This window comes from Streptomyces sp. NPDC031049 (assembly GCF_055571015.1).
Map to the genome: position 1 here is coordinate 85,850 of NZ_JBVIGC010000021.1, position 14,207 is coordinate 100,056.

Annotated in this window: 15 protein-coding genes; 7 read left to right on the top strand and 8 right to left on the bottom strand. The window is 72.0% G+C overall.

Annotation, left to right across the window (positions count from 1 at the left end; all coding sequences use genetic code 11):
* Window position 1 precedes the first annotated feature (1 nt).
* From ACZ45Q_RS29040 to hemL, 4 genes are all read right to left on the bottom strand, one after another.
* The gene (locus tag ACZ45Q_RS29040; protein WP_468266677.1) at window positions 2-634 is read right to left on the bottom strand and encodes a TlpA family protein disulfide reductase; all 633 of its coding nucleotides are present in this window, start codon (window positions 632-634) and stop codon (window positions 2-4) included.
* Window positions 635-700: 66 nt separating this feature from the next.
* Entirely contained in the window at window positions 701-1,939 is a 1,239-nt protein-coding gene (locus ACZ45Q_RS29045; protein ID WP_468266679.1) for a polysaccharide deacetylase family protein, read from the bottom strand.
* Between the two features lie 144 nt (window positions 1,940-2,083).
* Window positions 2,084-2,779, bottom strand: coding sequence for a histidine phosphatase family protein (locus ACZ45Q_RS29050; RefSeq protein ID WP_468266681.1), 696 nt, complete (start codon window positions 2,777-2,779; stop codon window positions 2,084-2,086).
* The gene (hemL, locus tag ACZ45Q_RS29055) at window positions 2,776-4,092 is read right to left on the bottom strand and encodes a glutamate-1-semialdehyde 2,1-aminomutase (protein ID WP_468266683.1); all 1,317 of its coding nucleotides are present in this window, start codon (window positions 4,090-4,092) and stop codon (window positions 2,776-2,778) included. Before hemL ends, ACZ45Q_RS29050 begins: the two co-directional genes overlap by 4 nt.
* A gap of 434 nt (window positions 4,093-4,526) precedes the next feature.
* Between hemL and ACZ45Q_RS29060 the strand changes: the two genes are divergently transcribed.
* Window positions 4,527-5,162: a hypothetical protein gene (locus ACZ45Q_RS29060; protein WP_468266685.1), complete on the top strand. Its 636-nt coding sequence runs from the start codon at window positions 4,527-4,529 to the stop codon at window positions 5,160-5,162.
* A gap of 112 nt (window positions 5,163-5,274) precedes the next feature.
* Here ACZ45Q_RS29060 and ACZ45Q_RS29065 read toward each other — a convergent pair whose 3' ends face one another.
* Both ACZ45Q_RS29065 and ACZ45Q_RS29070 read right to left on the bottom strand, forming a co-directional pair.
* Complete coding sequence (locus tag ACZ45Q_RS29065; protein WP_468266687.1) at window positions 5,275-5,739, bottom strand: ArsI/CadI family heavy metal resistance metalloenzyme; 465 nt, start codon at window positions 5,737-5,739, stop codon at window positions 5,275-5,277.
* 34 nt (window positions 5,740-5,773) lie between these two features.
* Window positions 5,774-7,081: an FAD-dependent oxidoreductase gene (locus ACZ45Q_RS29070; protein WP_468266689.1), complete on the bottom strand. Its 1,308-nt coding sequence runs from the start codon at window positions 7,079-7,081 to the stop codon at window positions 5,774-5,776.
* Window positions 7,082-7,271: 190 nt separating this feature from the next.
* Between ACZ45Q_RS29070 and ACZ45Q_RS29075 the strand changes: the two genes are divergently transcribed.
* Both ACZ45Q_RS29075 and ACZ45Q_RS29080 read left to right on the top strand, forming a co-directional pair.
* Window positions 7,272-8,333 (top strand): flavin-containing monooxygenase, encoded by a 1,062-nt coding sequence (locus tag ACZ45Q_RS29075; protein WP_468266691.1) that lies wholly within the window; start codon window positions 7,272-7,274, stop codon window positions 8,331-8,333.
* Between the two features lie 41 nt (window positions 8,334-8,374).
* Complete coding sequence (locus ACZ45Q_RS29080) at window positions 8,375-8,752, top strand: ArsR/SmtB family transcription factor (RefSeq protein ID WP_468266693.1); 378 nt, start codon at window positions 8,375-8,377, stop codon at window positions 8,750-8,752.
* Window positions 8,753-8,845: 93 nt separating this feature from the next.
* On the opposite strand, the gene arsB is transcribed toward ACZ45Q_RS29080, so the two are convergent.
* Window positions 8,846-9,946, bottom strand: coding sequence for an ACR3 family arsenite efflux transporter (arsB, locus tag ACZ45Q_RS29085; RefSeq protein WP_468266695.1), 1,101 nt, complete (start codon window positions 9,944-9,946; stop codon window positions 8,846-8,848).
* Complete coding sequence (locus ACZ45Q_RS29090) at window positions 9,943-10,251, bottom strand: ArsR/SmtB family transcription factor (RefSeq protein WP_468266697.1); 309 nt, start codon at window positions 10,249-10,251, stop codon at window positions 9,943-9,945. The genes arsB and ACZ45Q_RS29090 overlap by 4 nt, the downstream gene beginning before the upstream one ends.
* A gap of 93 nt (window positions 10,252-10,344) precedes the next feature.
* Here ACZ45Q_RS29090 and ACZ45Q_RS29095 point away from each other — a divergent pair, with 93 nt between their 5' ends.
* The 4 genes from ACZ45Q_RS29095 to ACZ45Q_RS29110 all read left to right on the top strand — a co-directional run bounded on the left by ACZ45Q_RS29095 (window position 10,345) and on the right by ACZ45Q_RS29110 (window position 14,020).
* Entirely contained in the window at window positions 10,345-10,770 is a 426-nt protein-coding gene (locus ACZ45Q_RS29095; RefSeq protein WP_468266699.1) for an arsenate reductase ArsC, read from the top strand.
* Between the two features lie 222 nt (window positions 10,771-10,992).
* A complete protein-coding gene (locus ACZ45Q_RS29100; RefSeq protein ID WP_468266701.1) occupies window positions 10,993-11,703 on the top strand; it encodes a hypothetical protein in 711 nt (236 codons plus the stop codon).
* 8 nt (window positions 11,704-11,711) lie between these two features.
* Window positions 11,712-13,265: a hypothetical protein gene (locus ACZ45Q_RS29105; protein ID WP_468266703.1), complete on the top strand. Its 1,554-nt coding sequence runs from the start codon at window positions 11,712-11,714 to the stop codon at window positions 13,263-13,265.
* A complete protein-coding gene (locus tag ACZ45Q_RS29110; protein ID WP_468266705.1) occupies window positions 13,262-14,020 on the top strand; it encodes a TIR domain-containing protein in 759 nt (252 codons plus the stop codon). The genes ACZ45Q_RS29105 and ACZ45Q_RS29110 overlap by 4 nt, the downstream gene beginning before the upstream one ends.
* The last annotated feature ends 187 nt before the right edge of the window (window positions 14,021-14,207 follow it).

Genomic DNA, 14,207 nt, shown 5'->3' on the forward strand with positions numbered 1-14,207 from the left:
GTCACTTCTCCGCCAGGACCGGGTCGAGCATCTTGCGCAGCTTCTCCTCGCTGAGCGCCTGGAGGGCGCGCGCGGCGATCTTTCCGTCCCGGTCGAGAATGAGCGTGGTCGGAATGGCCTGCGGGTTGAGCGTGCCCTTCTCGAAGCGCAGCATCAGCTTGCCCGAGGGGTCGTACAGGCTCGGGTACGTGACGCCGTGCTCCTCCTCGAACCGGCGGGCCGCGCCGACGGAGGCGTCGCGGGTGTTGATGCCGACGAACTGGACGCCCTGGTCCTTGGTGTCCTGGTAGACCTTCTCGAAGTTCTTCGCCTCGGCGCGGCAGGGACCGCACCAGGAGCCCCAGACGTTGAGGACGACGACCTTGCCCTCGTAGTCGTCGACGTCGAGCTGCCCGCCGTCGACGGTCTCGCCGGACAGTTCGGGGGCGTCGTGCCGCTCGGCCTTCGCCACCGTGGCGATGCCGTCCGTGCTGGTGACGAAGTTGGTGTTGCCGCCGCCGCCCGACGTTCCGCCGGAGCCGCACGCGGACACGAGCAGCGCGCAGGCGGCGGCGCCGGTGGTCAGGGCGGCGCGGCGACGGGCGCGGGCGGTGGTGCGGTTCGAGCGCTGGGGGGCGCGGCTGGCGGCACTCATGTGAAAAGTTTCGCATGTCCGTTCCGGGGATCTTGCGCGCCCCCCTCAAGGGCGAAAACCCCCATTTCAGAGCTGCTTCCAGCCCCCCGCGGGCGCCTGCCCGACCTCCAGCCCGCGCAGCTTGGCGAGGATCTCGGGCGGCTGCACGTCCAGCCAGTCGGTGAACTGCCGGAAGGAGACCAGCCGGATGTCGCCGCCCTTGTCCCGCTCCCGGGCGATGTGTTTCAGGGCCTCCTCGACGGCGTCCATGTAGATGCCGCCGTTCCACTCCTCGAAGTGGTTGCCGACGAAGAAGGGCGCCCGATTCGACTCGTATGCCCGCTTGAAGCCTGATATGTATGCCTGGGCGGCCTGCTCGCGCCACGCCGGGTAGTTGTGGGCCGGCGCCTTGGTGGAGTTGACCGACTGGTTGGCCAGCATGTTGTAGTCCATCGAGAGCACCTCGAAGGAACGTCCGGGGAAAGGTATCTGCTGCAACGGCAGGTCCCAGATCCCCTGCTTCTTCACCGGCCACACCTGACGGCCGCCGGGCGAGGAGGCGTCGTAGCGCCAGCCCAGCTCGCGGGCGGTGGGCAGCAGGTTGTCCTGCCCGAGCAGACAGGGCGTCCGGCCGCCGACGAGTTCCTTGTCGTAGTCGAAGGGCAGCGACGGCAGGTCGGACCAGCCGGTGTTGGTCCGCCACTGCTTCACGAAGGACTTGGCCTGCTCGATCTCGCTGCGCCACTGCTGCGGCGTCCAGTTGCCGACCGAGCCGGAGCCCGCGCAGAAGTGGCCGTTGAAGTGGGTGCCGATCTCGTGCCCCTCCAGCCAGGCCCGGCGCACGTTCTTCAAGGTGTCCTTGATGTGGCCGTCGGTGAGGTAGCCGATGTCGGAGGCGCCTCGGCGGTTGTTCGGCGGGTCGTAGAGGCGCTTCTTGGACTCGGGGAGCAGATAGAGCCCGGAGAGGAAGAAGGTCATGTGCGCGCCGTGCTCCTCGGCGAGGTCGAGGAAGCGCGGGAAGAGGCCGTTGCCGACCTCACCGGCCCCGTCCCAGGAGAAGACGACGAACTGCGGCGGCGTCTGCCCCGGCTCCAGCGGCACCGGGGCCTTCGGCTGGCGCGGCTGCTTGCCGGTGTACGAGGTGGAGCCGTCGCCGATCGGCTTGGCGGGCGGCGCGGTGCTCCCGGACGGCGAGGGCCGCCGGCCGGAACCGGCACCGGCCCCGGAACCGTCCGTGGAGGTGTGGGAGCCGCAGCCCGCCAGTCCGACGGCCGCCGCGGCGCCCGCCCCGAGCCCGAGCATTCCCCTGCGGGTGAGAGAGCGCATCGCTTCCCCGATTCTCACGTCCTGTCGCGGTCACCCAGTGAGAGGACGTGAGAAACGGGCAGGTTCCGGGTTCTTTCCGGAAACATGTGCGGATTCCGTAACGAATGGTGATCAAGTCGGGCGAACCACCCGGCTGACGCCCGTTCAGGCCCCGTACGCCTTGGTCTGCCCCTTGGCCGGCCTGGCACCGGCGAGGAGATGGGCCGGGACCAGGTCGCGGGCCGGCTCGGTGTAGCCGACGGACACGATCCGGTCGCCCTGGTAGGTGAACGTCGTCAGCGACGCGAGCGTGCACTGCCGCTTGCGCGGGTCGTGCCACAGCCGGCGCTTCTCCACGTAGGACCGCACGATCCAGATCGGCAGCTGATGGCTGACCAGCACCGCCTCGTGGCCGCGGGCCCGGTCCTTCGCCGTGTTCAGCGCGCCCATCATGCGCACGACCTGGTCGACGTAGGGCTCGCCCCAGGACGGTTTGAACGGGTTGACCACGTGCCGCCAGTTGCCGGGCCGGCGCAGGGCGCCGTCACCGATGCCGAACGTCTTGCCCTGGAAGACGTTCTCGGCCTCGATCAGCCGCTCGTCGGTGTCCAGGTCCAGCCCGTGCGCCTTCGCGATCGGCGTCGCGGTCTCCTGCGCCCGCTCCAGCGGGGAGGCGACCACGTGCGTGACGTCCCGGGAGGCGAGGTGCTCGGCGACCCGGTCGGCCATCCGCCGGCCCAGCTCGGACAGGTGGTAGCCGGGCAGGCGGCCGTAGAGGATGCCGTCCGGGTTCTCGACCTCGCCGTGCCGCATCAGGTGGACGACGGTGATGTCGCCGTTGTCGTGGGCCGCGGTGCTCATGCGGTGGCCTCCGCCGCCGCCCGGGCCGCCGCCGGGAGGGCGTCGGCGATGCGCTGCACGGCCCGCTCGTCGTGGGCGGTGGAGACGAACCAGGACTCGAAGGACGACGGCGGCAGATAGACGCCGCTCGCCAGCATCGAGTGGAAGAAGGCGGTGAACCGGAAGGACTCCTGCGCCCTGGCGTCCTCGTAGTTCCGCACCTCCCGGTCGGTGAAGAAGACGGAGAACATGTTGGAGGCGCGCTGCAACCGGTGCGCGACGCCCTCCTTGGCCAGCGCCTCGGTCACCAGGCCCTGGATCTGCTCGGAGACGGCGTCGACCTTGTCGTAGGCGGCGTCGTCGAGCAGCCGCAGCTGGGCCAGACCGGCGGCGGTGGCGACCGGGTTCCCGGAGAGGGTGCCGGCCTGGTAGACGGGGCCGGCGGGGGCGAGGTGGGCCATGACGTCGGCGCGCCCGCCGAACGCCGCGGCCGGGAAGCCGCCGCCCATGACCTTGCCGAAGGTCATCAGGTCGGGGACGACGCCCTCGACGCCGTACCACCCGGCCCGGCTGGTGCGGAAGCCGGTCATGACCTCGTCGGAGATGAACAGCGCGCCGTTCTCCCGGCAGGCGTCCTTCAGCCCCTGGTTGAAGCCGGGCAGCGGCGGGACGACACCCATGTTGCCGGGCGAGGCCTCGGTGATCACACAGGCGATCTCGCCGGGGTGGCGGTGGAAGGCCTCGTGCACGGCCTCCAGGTCGTTGTACGGCAGCACGATGGTGTCGCCGGCCTGGGCACCGGTGACGCCCGGGGTGTCGGGCAGGGCGAACGTGGCGACGCCGGAGCCGGCGGCGGCGAGCAGCGAGTCGACGTGCCCGTGGTAGCAGCCGGCGAACTTGACGACCTTGGTGCGCCGGGTGAACCCGCGGGCGAGCCGGATGGCGGACATGGTGGCCTCGGTGCCGCTGGAGACCAGGCGCACCTGCTCCAGCGGGGCGATCCGGGCGATCATCTCCTCGGCGAGCGCGACCTCGCCCTCACCGGGCGTGCCGAAGGACGTGCCGCGGGCGACGGCCTCCTGCACGGCGGCGATCACCTCGGGGTGCCCGTGCCCCAGGATCATCGGCCCCCAGGAGCAGACCAGGTCGACGTACTCCCGCCCGTCGGCGTCCGTGAGGTACGGCCCCGTCCCGGACACCATGAACCGGGGCGTGCCGCCGACGGCGCGGAAGGCCCGCACCGGGGAGTTCACGCCACCGGGCGTGACGGCCGCCGCACGGTCGAAAAGGGCCTGCGAGGCCGGGGCTTCGTACGGGTATGCCTGTTCGCTCATGACCTGCGACTTCTCCGACCTTCTCGTCCTTCTTCTCCGGCTTCTCGGGCTTCTCGGACTCCGGATGCGTGGGTGACCTCCTCAGGGTAGGCCAGCGGGGGCGGGGGGCCGGGGGCGGACCTCGGCGAAAGGCCGCGACGGGCCGGTGAGGGGAAGGCCGTGACGGCCCGGTGACCGGAAGGCCATGACGGCCCGGTGACCGGAGGGCCATGACGACCCGGTGATCGGACAACCCGCCCCGGCGCCGTGTCGTCTGCAAGACTGGTACCCGGTACACGCAGCTCACACGGGGCCTGCGAGCGGGGGCCGAGGACATCCCGCGGACAGATGTTTCACCGCACGTTTCGGCGGGCGGCCGTGGGGGAGGTCACTGACACGATGATCGGGTTGCGCGGCGGGGGCCACGCGTCCTAGAAAAGCAGTCGGGTGGAGATATGCATCGCGGTGGCGGACTGGGCGAGGGGACCGGCGATCTGGGTCCTCGACGTGCCCGGCGGGGAAGGCACCGGCGCGAGGCGGAGGACACGACCGAGGCACGTCAGGCATTCGGTGCGCAGGGCGTACCGAGCGAGCCCGACCGGCACGACCGACGGGTCGACCGTCCGGCGGCGGGGAGCAGGAATGGTGGTCGGGTGGGGGTGACGTACAAGTACTTCGGCGCGCCCGACGGCGCGACCGCGGCCAGGGTCCCGATCTCCATGCGCCCCGAGGAACTGGGCGGCGACGAGCTCGGCATGAACGGCATGTTCACCAAGATCAAGCCGGAGACCATGGCCGCCATGGTCCTCACCGGCATCGAGGGCGTCCCGCTCCACAAGGTCCCCCCGCTGGAACTGGTCGTCCTGCACCCCGACTACGCGGTCGTGAAGCTGCCGATGACCGTCGTCGACCCGCTGCGCGGCATCGGCGAGGAGGCGGTCGGCGCGGCGGCCTTCATCTGGTCGACGGTCCCGGACCGGGGCGGGCCCCGGGACGCGTTCAACGTGTACCAGTTGCTGCACGAGTGGCAGGACTTCAGCCACCGGCTGCATGAGGCGGGGCATCAGCCGTACTGCCTGGTGTGGCCCTGAGCCGGTTGCCTGCCGGACCGGGCGGAGCCGTCGGGCTCCGCCCTCGCCGTGTGCGGGGTCCTCGTGGTGAGCGGGGTCCTCGTCGTGTGCGGGGTCCTCGTCGTGTGCTGGGTCAGCAGCAGCCGGCCGCTGCCGTGGGCTTCCCGGTGTCCGCCGCGGTGGTGTCCGGGGTGGTGCAGCAGGTGCTGCCCTGCTGCTTGGCGAGGGTGCCGGCGTCGGCCTTGACGACGTACACCTCCCACGGCTCCCGGCCGGGGCCGTGGACCCAGACCTTGTCCTGGAGGGCGTAGCAGCACTCCGTGTCGTTCTCCTCGACGGTGGCGAGGCCGGCTTCCGCCAGGCGGGCGGTCGCGGTGCGGACGGACTCGGTCGACTCGACCTCGACGCCGAGGTGGTCCAGGCGGGTCGCCTCCTCCTCGGTGCCTTCGATCAGGACGAGCTTGAGCGGGGGCTCGGAGACGGCGAAGTTGGCGTAGCCGTCGCGGAGTTTGGCGGGCTCGGTGCCGAACAGCCTGGTGTAGAAGGCGACGGACGCGTCGAGGTCGGGGACGCGCAGGGCGAGCTGTACGCGGGACATGACGTACCTCCTGGTGGGTGGAGAGGGGGCGGGGTCAGCCGCAGCAGCCGGCGTCGTCGGTCTGCTGCGTGTCAGGGGCGTCGAACAGGCCGGCTCCACCGCAGACTCCGGTCTCGGGGAGGGTGAGTTCGACGCGGTCGGCGGAGTCGAGGTCGCCGGCGATCGCGGCGACGACGGAGCGGACCTGCTCGTAGCCGGTCATGGCGAGGAACGTCGGGGCGCGGCCGTAGGACTTCATGCCGACCAGGTGGATGCCCGGTTCGGGGTGGGACAGCTCGCGGTGACCGTGCGGGTAGACGGTGCCGCAGGAGTGCTGGTTGGGGTCGATCAGCGGGGCGAGCCGCACCGGGGCCTGGAGCCGCTCGTCGAGGCCGAGGCGGATCTCGGAGAGGAAGGACAGGTCGGGGCGGAAGCCGGTCAGCACGATCACCTCGTCCACCGGCTCCAGCCGGCGGCCGTCCTCACCCACCAGCACCAGGCGTCCGGCGCCGTCGCGCTCGAACGCCTCGGTGCGGAAGCCCGTGACGGCGTCGGCGTGGCCGTCGTCGACGGCGGCCTTGGCCGCCAGGCCCAGGGCGCCGCGGGCGGGCAGCTGGTCGGCTTCGCCGCCGCCGAAGGTGGAGCCGGAGATGCCGCGGCGCAGGACCCACACCGCGTGCGTCCCCGTGCCGTCCTCGGACCCGGCCAGTTCGGCGAGGGAGGCCAGCGCGGTGAACGCGGAGGCGCCGGAGCCGATCACCGCAGTACGCCTGCCCGCGTAGCGGGCGCGTACGGCCGGGTCCCGGAGGTCGGGGACGCGGTAGGTGACGCGGTCGGCCGCCGCCTTCTCGCCGAGCGCGGGCAGGCCGCTGCCGCCGGCCGGGCCCGGTGTGGTCCAGGTGCCGGACGCGTCGATGACGGCGCGGGCGAGGACCCGTTCCTCGCGGCCGTCGGTGCGGGTGGTGTGGACGACGAAGGGCTGGGTCTCGCGGTCGGCGTCGACGATCCTGTCGCGTCCCGCCAGCGAGACGCCGGTGACGGTGGCGCCGAGGCGGACGGTGTCGCCGAGGACGTCGGCGAGCGGCTGAAGGTACAGCTCCGCCCAGTCCGCGCCGGTGGGGTACGTCGCCGGGTCGGGCCGGGTCCAGCCGGTGGGCGCCAGCAGCTTCTCGGCGACCGGGTCGACGATCTCGCTCCAGGGGGAGAACAGCCGCACGTGACCCCACTCGCGGACGGCCGCAGCGGCGCCGTCGCCCGCTTCCAGGACGAGCGGCTCGATGCCGCGCCCGACGAGGTGCGCGGCGGCGGCGAGCCCGGTGGGGCCGGCTCCGATGACGACGACGGGGGGCTGCTGGGTGCTCATGAGGATCTTCTCCTTGCCGGGAGGGCGCGGGGACCGGCGGTGCGCGGGGTGGCGGCCATGGCGGGCCGGGCCTGTGCGGTGGCCATGGCGAGGCTTTTGTTTTGATGGGCGTCGATGTCTTGCGCTGCCAGCATGGCACCTGTTTCGATGTGCGTCAACATAGACATTCATCGAACTCATGGGGTCGTTCATGGAGTACGCGGACGTAGTCGTCATCGGCGCCGGGCAGTCCGGACTGGCTGCCGCCCACGCCCTGCTGGGGCAAGGACTGCGCCCGGTCGTCCTGGAGGCGTCCGGCAGGGCGGCCGGGTCGTGGCCGCAGTACTACGACAGCCTCACGCTCTTCTCCCCGGCCCGGTACAGCTCGCTTCCCGGCATGGCGTTCCCGGGCGCCGACCCGGACCGCCACCCCCACCGCGACGAGGTCGTCGCCTACCTCACCGCCTACGCCGACCGCCTGGACGCCGACATCCGCACCGGACAGCGGGTCACCGCCGTGCGCCGGGCCCCCGCCGGGTTCGAGGTGGAGACCGAGGGCGGCGGCCGGCTCGCCGCGCGTGCCGTGATCGCGGCGTCGGGCAGCTTCGCCCGACCGCACCACGCGGCCCTGCCGGGCCTGGACGGCTTCACCGGCAGGGTGCTGCACTCGGCGCGGTACCGCCGTCCCGGGCCCTTTGCCGGGCAGCGCGTCGTCGTCGTGGGCGCGGGCAACTCCGCCGTCCAGATCGCCGCCGAACTCGCCCGCTCCGCAACGGTCACGCTCGCCAGCCGGAACCCGGTGAGGTTCGTACCGCAGCGCCTCCTCGGCCGCGATCTGCATTTCTGGCTGCGGCGCACCGGCCTGGACACCGCGCCCCTCGGCCGGCTCAGGCGCACGCCTGCGACGCAGCCGGTCATCGACGACGGCCGCTACCGCGCCGCGCTCGCCGCCGGCCGGCCGGACCGGCGGCCCCTGTTCACCGGCACGGACGGCACTCGGCTGCTCTGGCCGGACGGCGCCCGCGAGGAGGTGGACACCCTCCTGCTGGCCACCGGCTACCGCCCCCACCTGCCCTATCTCACCGGCCTCGACGGAGCCCTCGACGACTCGGGCCTGCCGCGGCACCGCGAGGGCCTCGCCACGGGCGTGCCGGGTCTGGCGTTCGCCGGGCTGGAGTGGCAGCGCAGCCTGTCGTCGAACTCCCTGCGCGGCGTGGGCCGGGACGCCGCCCGCATCGCCCGTCGCCTCGCCGCCCACCTCGCTCGCCCGTGACAGCTCTCGCCCATGGGTTCGACGCGTGTCAACATAGACGCATGTCGAATACCAAGGTGCTGCCGTTGGCCGAGCCCGTCGACGGCCGGGCCGTCGTGCCGTGCTGCCCGCCGCTGACCGAGCGGCCGATGACCGCCGAGGAGGCCGAGACGGCCGCGCGGATGTTCAAGGCGCTCGGCGACCCGGTCCGCCTGCGGCTGTTCTCCGCCGTCGCCTCCCACGAGGGCGGCGAGGCGTGCGTCTGCGACATCTCCGACGTCGGCGTCTCCCAGCCGACCGTCTCCCACCACCTGAAGAAGCTCAAGGAGGCCGGCCTGCTCACCTCCGAGCGCCGGGGCACCTGGGTCTACTACCGGGTGGAGCCGTCCGTGCTCGCCGCGATGGGCAAGCTGCTGACCACCACCGCCGCGGCGGCCTGACCGCGCGGCCCCGTCCGGCCCTTGACGCCGGGCACCACGCCCGGTGCCTGGCGTCAGGTGCTCAGCTGAGCAGCTGCTCCGGTGCTCAGCTCCTCAGGCGCTGGGCGACACCCCCGGCGGTGCCGTGAACTTCCGCCGCCACGCCAGGGAGACGTACACCAGCGCCACGAGTACCGGCACCTCGATCAGCGGACCGACCACGCCCGACAGGGCCTGGCCGGAGGTGACGCCGAAGGTGGCGATGGCGACCGCGATCGCCAGTTCGAAGTTGTTGCCCGCGGCGGTGAAGGCGAGGGTGGCCGTGCGGTCGTAGGCCAGGCCGACGGCCTTGCCCAGCGCGAAGGTGCCGAACCACATCACCGCGAAGTACACCAGCAGCGGCAGCGCGATCCGCGCGACGTCCAGCGGCTGCGAGGTGATCGTCTTCCCCTGGAGGGCGAAGAGGATCACGATCGTGAAGAGCAGACCGTAGAGCGCCCAGGGGCCGATCCTCGGCAGGAACTTCTGCTCGTAGCCCTCGCGGCCCATCGTCCTCTCGCCGATGCGGCGGGTCAGGAAGCCGGCCAGCAGCGGGACGCCGAGGAAGACGACCACGTTCAGGGCGATCTCCCACATCGAGACGTCCAGACGCTCGCCGTCGCCGAGGCCGAGCCAGCCGGGGAGGAGGTCGAGGTAGAACCAGCCGAGCAGGCCGAACGCGATCACCTGGAAGACGCTGTTGAGGGCGACCAGTACGGCGGCGGCCTCCCGGTCTCCGCAGGCCAGGTCGTTCCAGATGATGACCATGGCGATGCAGCGGGCCAGGCCGACGATGATCAGGCCGGTGCGGTACTCGGGGAGGTCCGGCAGGAAGATCCACGCCAGCGCGAACATCACGGCCGGGCCGAGGACCCAGTTGACGACCAGCGAGGAGATCATCAGCTTCCGGTCGCCGGTGACGGCGTCGAGCCGGTCGTAGCGGACCTTCGCCAGGACCGGATACATCATGACCAGCAGACCGAGCGCGATCGGCAGGGAGACGCCGCCGATCTCGACCTTCGCCAGGGCGTCGTTCAGGCCGGGGATCGCACGCCCGAGTCCCAGGCCGACGGCCATGGCGAGCAGGATCCACACGGCCAGGTAGCGGTCGAGCGTCGAGAGCTTGGCGACGACGGACGCCTCCTGGGGCGTCGCGGGTGCTTCGGTGCGGGTCACGGGCAGGCCCTCTTGTTGTCGGCGGCGGTACGGGCGGACTCGGCCAGGTCGGCGAACCGCCCGGCGAGCGACGCGATGACGTCCGGGCGGAGTCTGTAGTAGGTGAAGCGGCCGCACGGCTCGGTTTCGACGACCCCGGCCTCGCGCAGCACGCGGAGGTGGTTGGAGAGGTTGGTCTGCCGGGCGCCGGTCTCCTCGACGAGGTGGGTGGTGCACAGCGTCTCGCGGGCGAGCAGGGTCACGATCCGGAGCCTGAGCGGGTCGGCGAGCACCCGGATCAGGTCAGTGTCGACTGACGTCAGCATGGGCTGATACTTTCACATCATCCGGCGCTGACGTAAGCCGGGGCCGGTCCACGGGCCCCTCGCGCCTCCACCACCTTGACGAAGGAAGAACGCATGTCCTCCGCTCCGCTCGCCTCCGTGCTGTTCGTCTGCGTCCACAACGCCGGCCGCTCGCAGATGGCCGCCGGATTCCTCCAGCACCTCGCGGGCGACCGCGTCGAGGTCCGCTCCGCCGGCTCCCTCCCCGGTGACCGGGTCAACCCGGCCGCCGTCGCGGCGATGCGGGAGGCCGGCGTCGACATCGCCGGCGCCGAGCCGAAGGTCCTCACCCCCGAGGCCGTCCAGGCCTCCGACTACGTCATCACCATGGGCTGCGGTGACGCCTGCCCGGTCTTCCCCGGCAAGAAGTACCTCGACTGGGCCCTGGAGGACCCGGCCGGCAAGGGCGTCGACGCCGTCCGCCCGATCCGCGACGAGATCAGGGCCCGCGTGGAAGCCCTCGTCGCCGAGATCGACGCGCGGGGCGGAGCCGCCGGATGACCCACCGTGCGGCCCACGCGGGGGCGGCGAACCCGAGGGGCCGCCCCCTGCGCTGACGCGTCGTCCGCCGTCCCGTCCGAAGCCGATCGGAAGAGCTTCGGAAGCGGCGGGAACTGGTGCCGGAAGCGGCGTCCCTGGTCCGATCGGGCCACGCACACGGCACGCCGGCACGCCGCGGGCCGACCGGTTCCGCGCCGGACGCCGGCAGCAGTTAGGTGACAGATGAGTACGACACGAGTACCGGGAAGACCCGAGGGCTCCTATGCCGCACCGGCCCTCACCCTCGAACCCGGCCGGATACGCAACAACGCCCTGATCATCATCGCTGTGCCGCTCGTCCTGATCGTCGTGCTGGCGATCGTGCTCGGGACGTCCGGCGAGGACGACGCCCCGTACTCGGGCCCCGACCACTGGAGCGGCGAGATGCCGTTCGGCGGCGGCACCGGGGACGGGGCGCCCGGCGACTCGGGTGACGGCCCGTCCTGGACCGAGGGCGCCTCCGACGAGCCGACGGACCACTACCCGACCGGCTACCCGACCGACGGGTACCCGGCCGACGGCTACTCGACCGACGAGCCCACCGGGTACCCGGCCGACGAGCCCACCGAGGAGTCCGCGGACGCGACCGGCGGGGCGTACGGGGACGATCCGAAGGCGCGGACGGTGATGTCCTACTTCGCCGCGATCGACAGCGGCGACTACGTGACCGCCTGGAACATGGGCGGCCAGAACCTCGCCGCCGACTACGGGTCCTACACCGCCGGCTTCGCCACCACGGCCGACGTCGCCGTCACCGTCGAGGGCGTCGAGGGCGACGTGGTCACCGCCACGGTCACGTCGCGGGAGACGGACGGCACGCGGAAGGTGTTCGACGGCAGCTACACGGTTCTGGACGGCGTCATCACCGACGCGGACGTCAGCGAGAGGCAGTGACCAGGCCCATGACCGCACACAACGCCCCGCCCCCGCCCGACGCCACGAGCAACGCCACCCGGCTGCTGTGCGCCGGCACCTACCTCGACCCGGTCTACCGCAAGGCGGTCCTCCGGGAGCTGCTGACCCACCGCTACCGGGTCGTGGCCCCGTCCTACGGCTACGACGCGGTGCCCGTGCTCGCCCACGCGCTGGCCGCCGCCGGTCTGCGCCGCCAGCAGGTGCTGACGCTGGCCGGCGGGGCCGCCGTCATCGTCCTGGCCTCGTTCGCCGGATGGCTGGACACCCTGGTCGCCTGGCTGCTGTTCGGCTGGCTCGCCTGGACCACCATGTTCCTGCGCCGGCTGGCGGTCCTGCGGATGCTCACCGAGCACCTCGCGCCGCCGGAGGAGCGCCCCGGCTTCGACGCGAGCTACCCGAAGAGCCGGCACCTCACGTCGAGGATCGTGCAGAAGATCTCCGCCGAGCAGGCCTCCGACACGGTCTACTACGGCGGCTACAAGCCCTTCGTCGGTGCGGGACAGCTGTGGCGCAGCTGGTCCAACGCCGAACTGCTGATCGGCCGCCCGGAGAAGCCCGCCGGCCCCTTCGGGCAGTCCCCGTTCGAGGGCGGCCCGCTGCTGCCGCAGCAGAACGGCTCGCCCGGTGACGCGGACGGGCACCGGGAGGTCCGGCGGCGCCCGATCGTGCCGTTCACGGCCGGCGACATCACCGACCGGGTGCAGCGGCAGATGCTCGACGAGCTCACGCGCAAGCCCCGCGAGGCCGACCGCGTCCGGTTGCTGTCCGTCGAGCGCCGCCGGTTCACCAAGGCCGTCCGGCTCGTCGACGAGGACGAGCCCGACGCCTTCAGCGGCCCCGACGAGCACTGGCGGGAGGACTACGACGCCGGCCGCGAGTACCTGTGCATCCGGATCGGCTCCTGGCAGCAGGAGCTGGTGACCACGGTGTTCGTCGGATTCGACATCAAGGGCACCACCCTGCACACCGAGTTCTACACCTACGTCCTGGCCCCGATCTCGCAGAGCTTCCGCCTGGTGGACCGGCTGCCCGAGCGGATCGACGGCGCGCTGATGTGCCGTATCGCCTGGCACGTGCTGCGCAGCGCGCCCGGTGAGCTGCTCGGGCTGATGATGAACCCGCTGAAGGAACGCCTGCCGCGCAAGCTGGGCTCGGACACCGTCAAGGTCGAGATCACCCGGCCCACCGACCACAGCGAGTTCGGGCTGGGCCGCTACGCCCACACGGTCGTCGACTGCGGCGCCCGCGCCAGCGTGCGGGAACTGGCCACGCCCAACGTCTTCCACCACTTCTTCCAGGAGAGCGACGCCCGCAAGTACACCCAGATCGTCGAGCGCCATCTGTTGCAGATCATCGGTGACTTCCTCTACGACCACGACGTCGACACCCGTGAGCACGAGGCCAACCAGACCAACATCCTCCAGCAGAACTTCGGCGCGAACAGCAACAACAACTTCGGCGGCAACCAGAGCGTCGGCAACAGCGGGACCCAGACCTTCGGCACCAACTCCGGCATCACCCGGGAGAGGCGGCCCGCATGAGCGGCCACGACTTCAGCGGCAACAGCTTCGACAACATCACCTTCGGTGAGGGCGGCAACAACAACTTCGGCGGCAACCAGAGCGTCGGCAACAGCGGGACCCAGTCCTTCGGCGACAACTCCCCCGTCGTCGCCGCTCCGGCTCCCGGACCGGACCGGGCGGCGGGCCCCGGCCCGGCGGGCGGCCGGCACCGGCCGGACCCGGCGGCCCCCTCCGACGTGGCGCGCAGCGTCTTCGTCGTGCACGGCCGGGACGAGCAGGTCCGCCGGGAGATGTTCGAGCTGCTGCGCCGGCTCGACCTGCGCCCCAAGGAGTGGGAGGACCTGGTCGGCGCGACCGGCCAGACGGCGCCGTTCCTCGGTGACGTGGTCGCCGCCGCCCCGGGGCAGGCGCAGGCCGCGCTGGTGCTGCTCACCCCGGACGACGTCGTCTCCCTCCACCCCGACCTGCACGGCCCCGACGAGCCGCCCCACGAGACCGGACCCGTCGGCCAGCCCCGGCCGAACGTCCTGATCGAGCTGGGCATGGTGCTGGCCACCTACGCCGAGCGCACACTGATCGTCGAGGTCGGCCGGGTACGCCCGATCGCGGACATCGCGGGCCGCAACGTCATCCGCTTCGACGGCTCCGAGACCGCCCTCGGGAAGGTGGTGGAACGGCTGAAGCGGGCGGGCTGCGCCGTCAACGACACGGGCTCCGACTGGCGTCAGACGTGGCCGTTCCGCCACTTGAGCGCTTATCAGCGGCGGCCCTGAGCCCCGCCTCCGGCCAGGCCCGAGCCGCTGCCGGAAGTCGCCGTGAGCGGCGATCCGCAGCGGCCCCGGGCGCCTGTCGGCAGCAGGCCTGAGCGCCTGCCGCCGACGCCCCGAGCGCCCCATCGGTGACGGCCCCGAGACGCCGCCAGTGCCTGACGGCACGGCCTCGGAGGCCTCGCCCGGACCA

What these genes read in the sequence shown, in the direction of transcription:
- ACZ45Q_RS29040 (WP_468266677.1), bottom strand. Translation starts at nt 634, where the DNA reads ATGAGTGCCGCCAGCCGCGCCCCCCAGCGCTCGAACCGCACCACCGCC.
- ACZ45Q_RS29045 (WP_468266679.1), bottom strand. Translation starts at nt 1,939, where the DNA reads ATGCGCTCTCTCACCCGCAGGGGAATGCTCGGGCTCGGGGCGGGCGCC.
- ACZ45Q_RS29050 (WP_468266681.1), bottom strand. Translation starts at nt 2,779, where the DNA reads ATGAGCACCGCGGCCCACGACAACGGCGACATCACCGTCGTCCACCTG.
- hemL (WP_468266683.1), bottom strand. Translation starts at nt 4,092, where the DNA reads ATGAGCGAACAGGCATACCCGTACGAAGCCCCGGCCTCGCAGGCCCTT.
- ACZ45Q_RS29060 (WP_468266685.1), top strand. Translation starts at nt 4,527, where the DNA reads ATGCATCGCGGTGGCGGACTGGGCGAGGGGACCGGCGATCTGGGTCCT.
- ACZ45Q_RS29065 (WP_468266687.1), bottom strand. Translation starts at nt 5,739, where the DNA reads ATGTCCCGCGTACAGCTCGCCCTGCGCGTCCCCGACCTCGACGCGTCC.
- ACZ45Q_RS29070 (WP_468266689.1), bottom strand. Translation starts at nt 7,081, where the DNA reads ATGAGCACCCAGCAGCCCCCCGTCGTCGTCATCGGAGCCGGCCCCACC.
- ACZ45Q_RS29075 (WP_468266691.1), top strand. Translation starts at nt 7,272, where the DNA reads ATGGAGTACGCGGACGTAGTCGTCATCGGCGCCGGGCAGTCCGGACTG.
- ACZ45Q_RS29080 (WP_468266693.1), top strand. Translation starts at nt 8,375, where the DNA reads ATGTCGAATACCAAGGTGCTGCCGTTGGCCGAGCCCGTCGACGGCCGG.
- ACZ45Q_RS29090 (WP_468266697.1), bottom strand. Translation starts at nt 10,251, where the DNA reads ATGCTGACGTCAGTCGACACTGACCTGATCCGGGTGCTCGCCGACCCG.
- ACZ45Q_RS29095 (WP_468266699.1), top strand. Translation starts at nt 10,345, where the DNA reads ATGTCCTCCGCTCCGCTCGCCTCCGTGCTGTTCGTCTGCGTCCACAAC.
- ACZ45Q_RS29100 (WP_468266701.1), top strand. Translation starts at nt 10,993, where the DNA reads ATGAGTACGACACGAGTACCGGGAAGACCCGAGGGCTCCTATGCCGCA.
- ACZ45Q_RS29105 (WP_468266703.1), top strand. Translation starts at nt 11,712, where the DNA reads ATGACCGCACACAACGCCCCGCCCCCGCCCGACGCCACGAGCAACGCC.
- ACZ45Q_RS29110 (WP_468266705.1), top strand. Translation starts at nt 13,262, where the DNA reads ATGAGCGGCCACGACTTCAGCGGCAACAGCTTCGACAACATCACCTTC.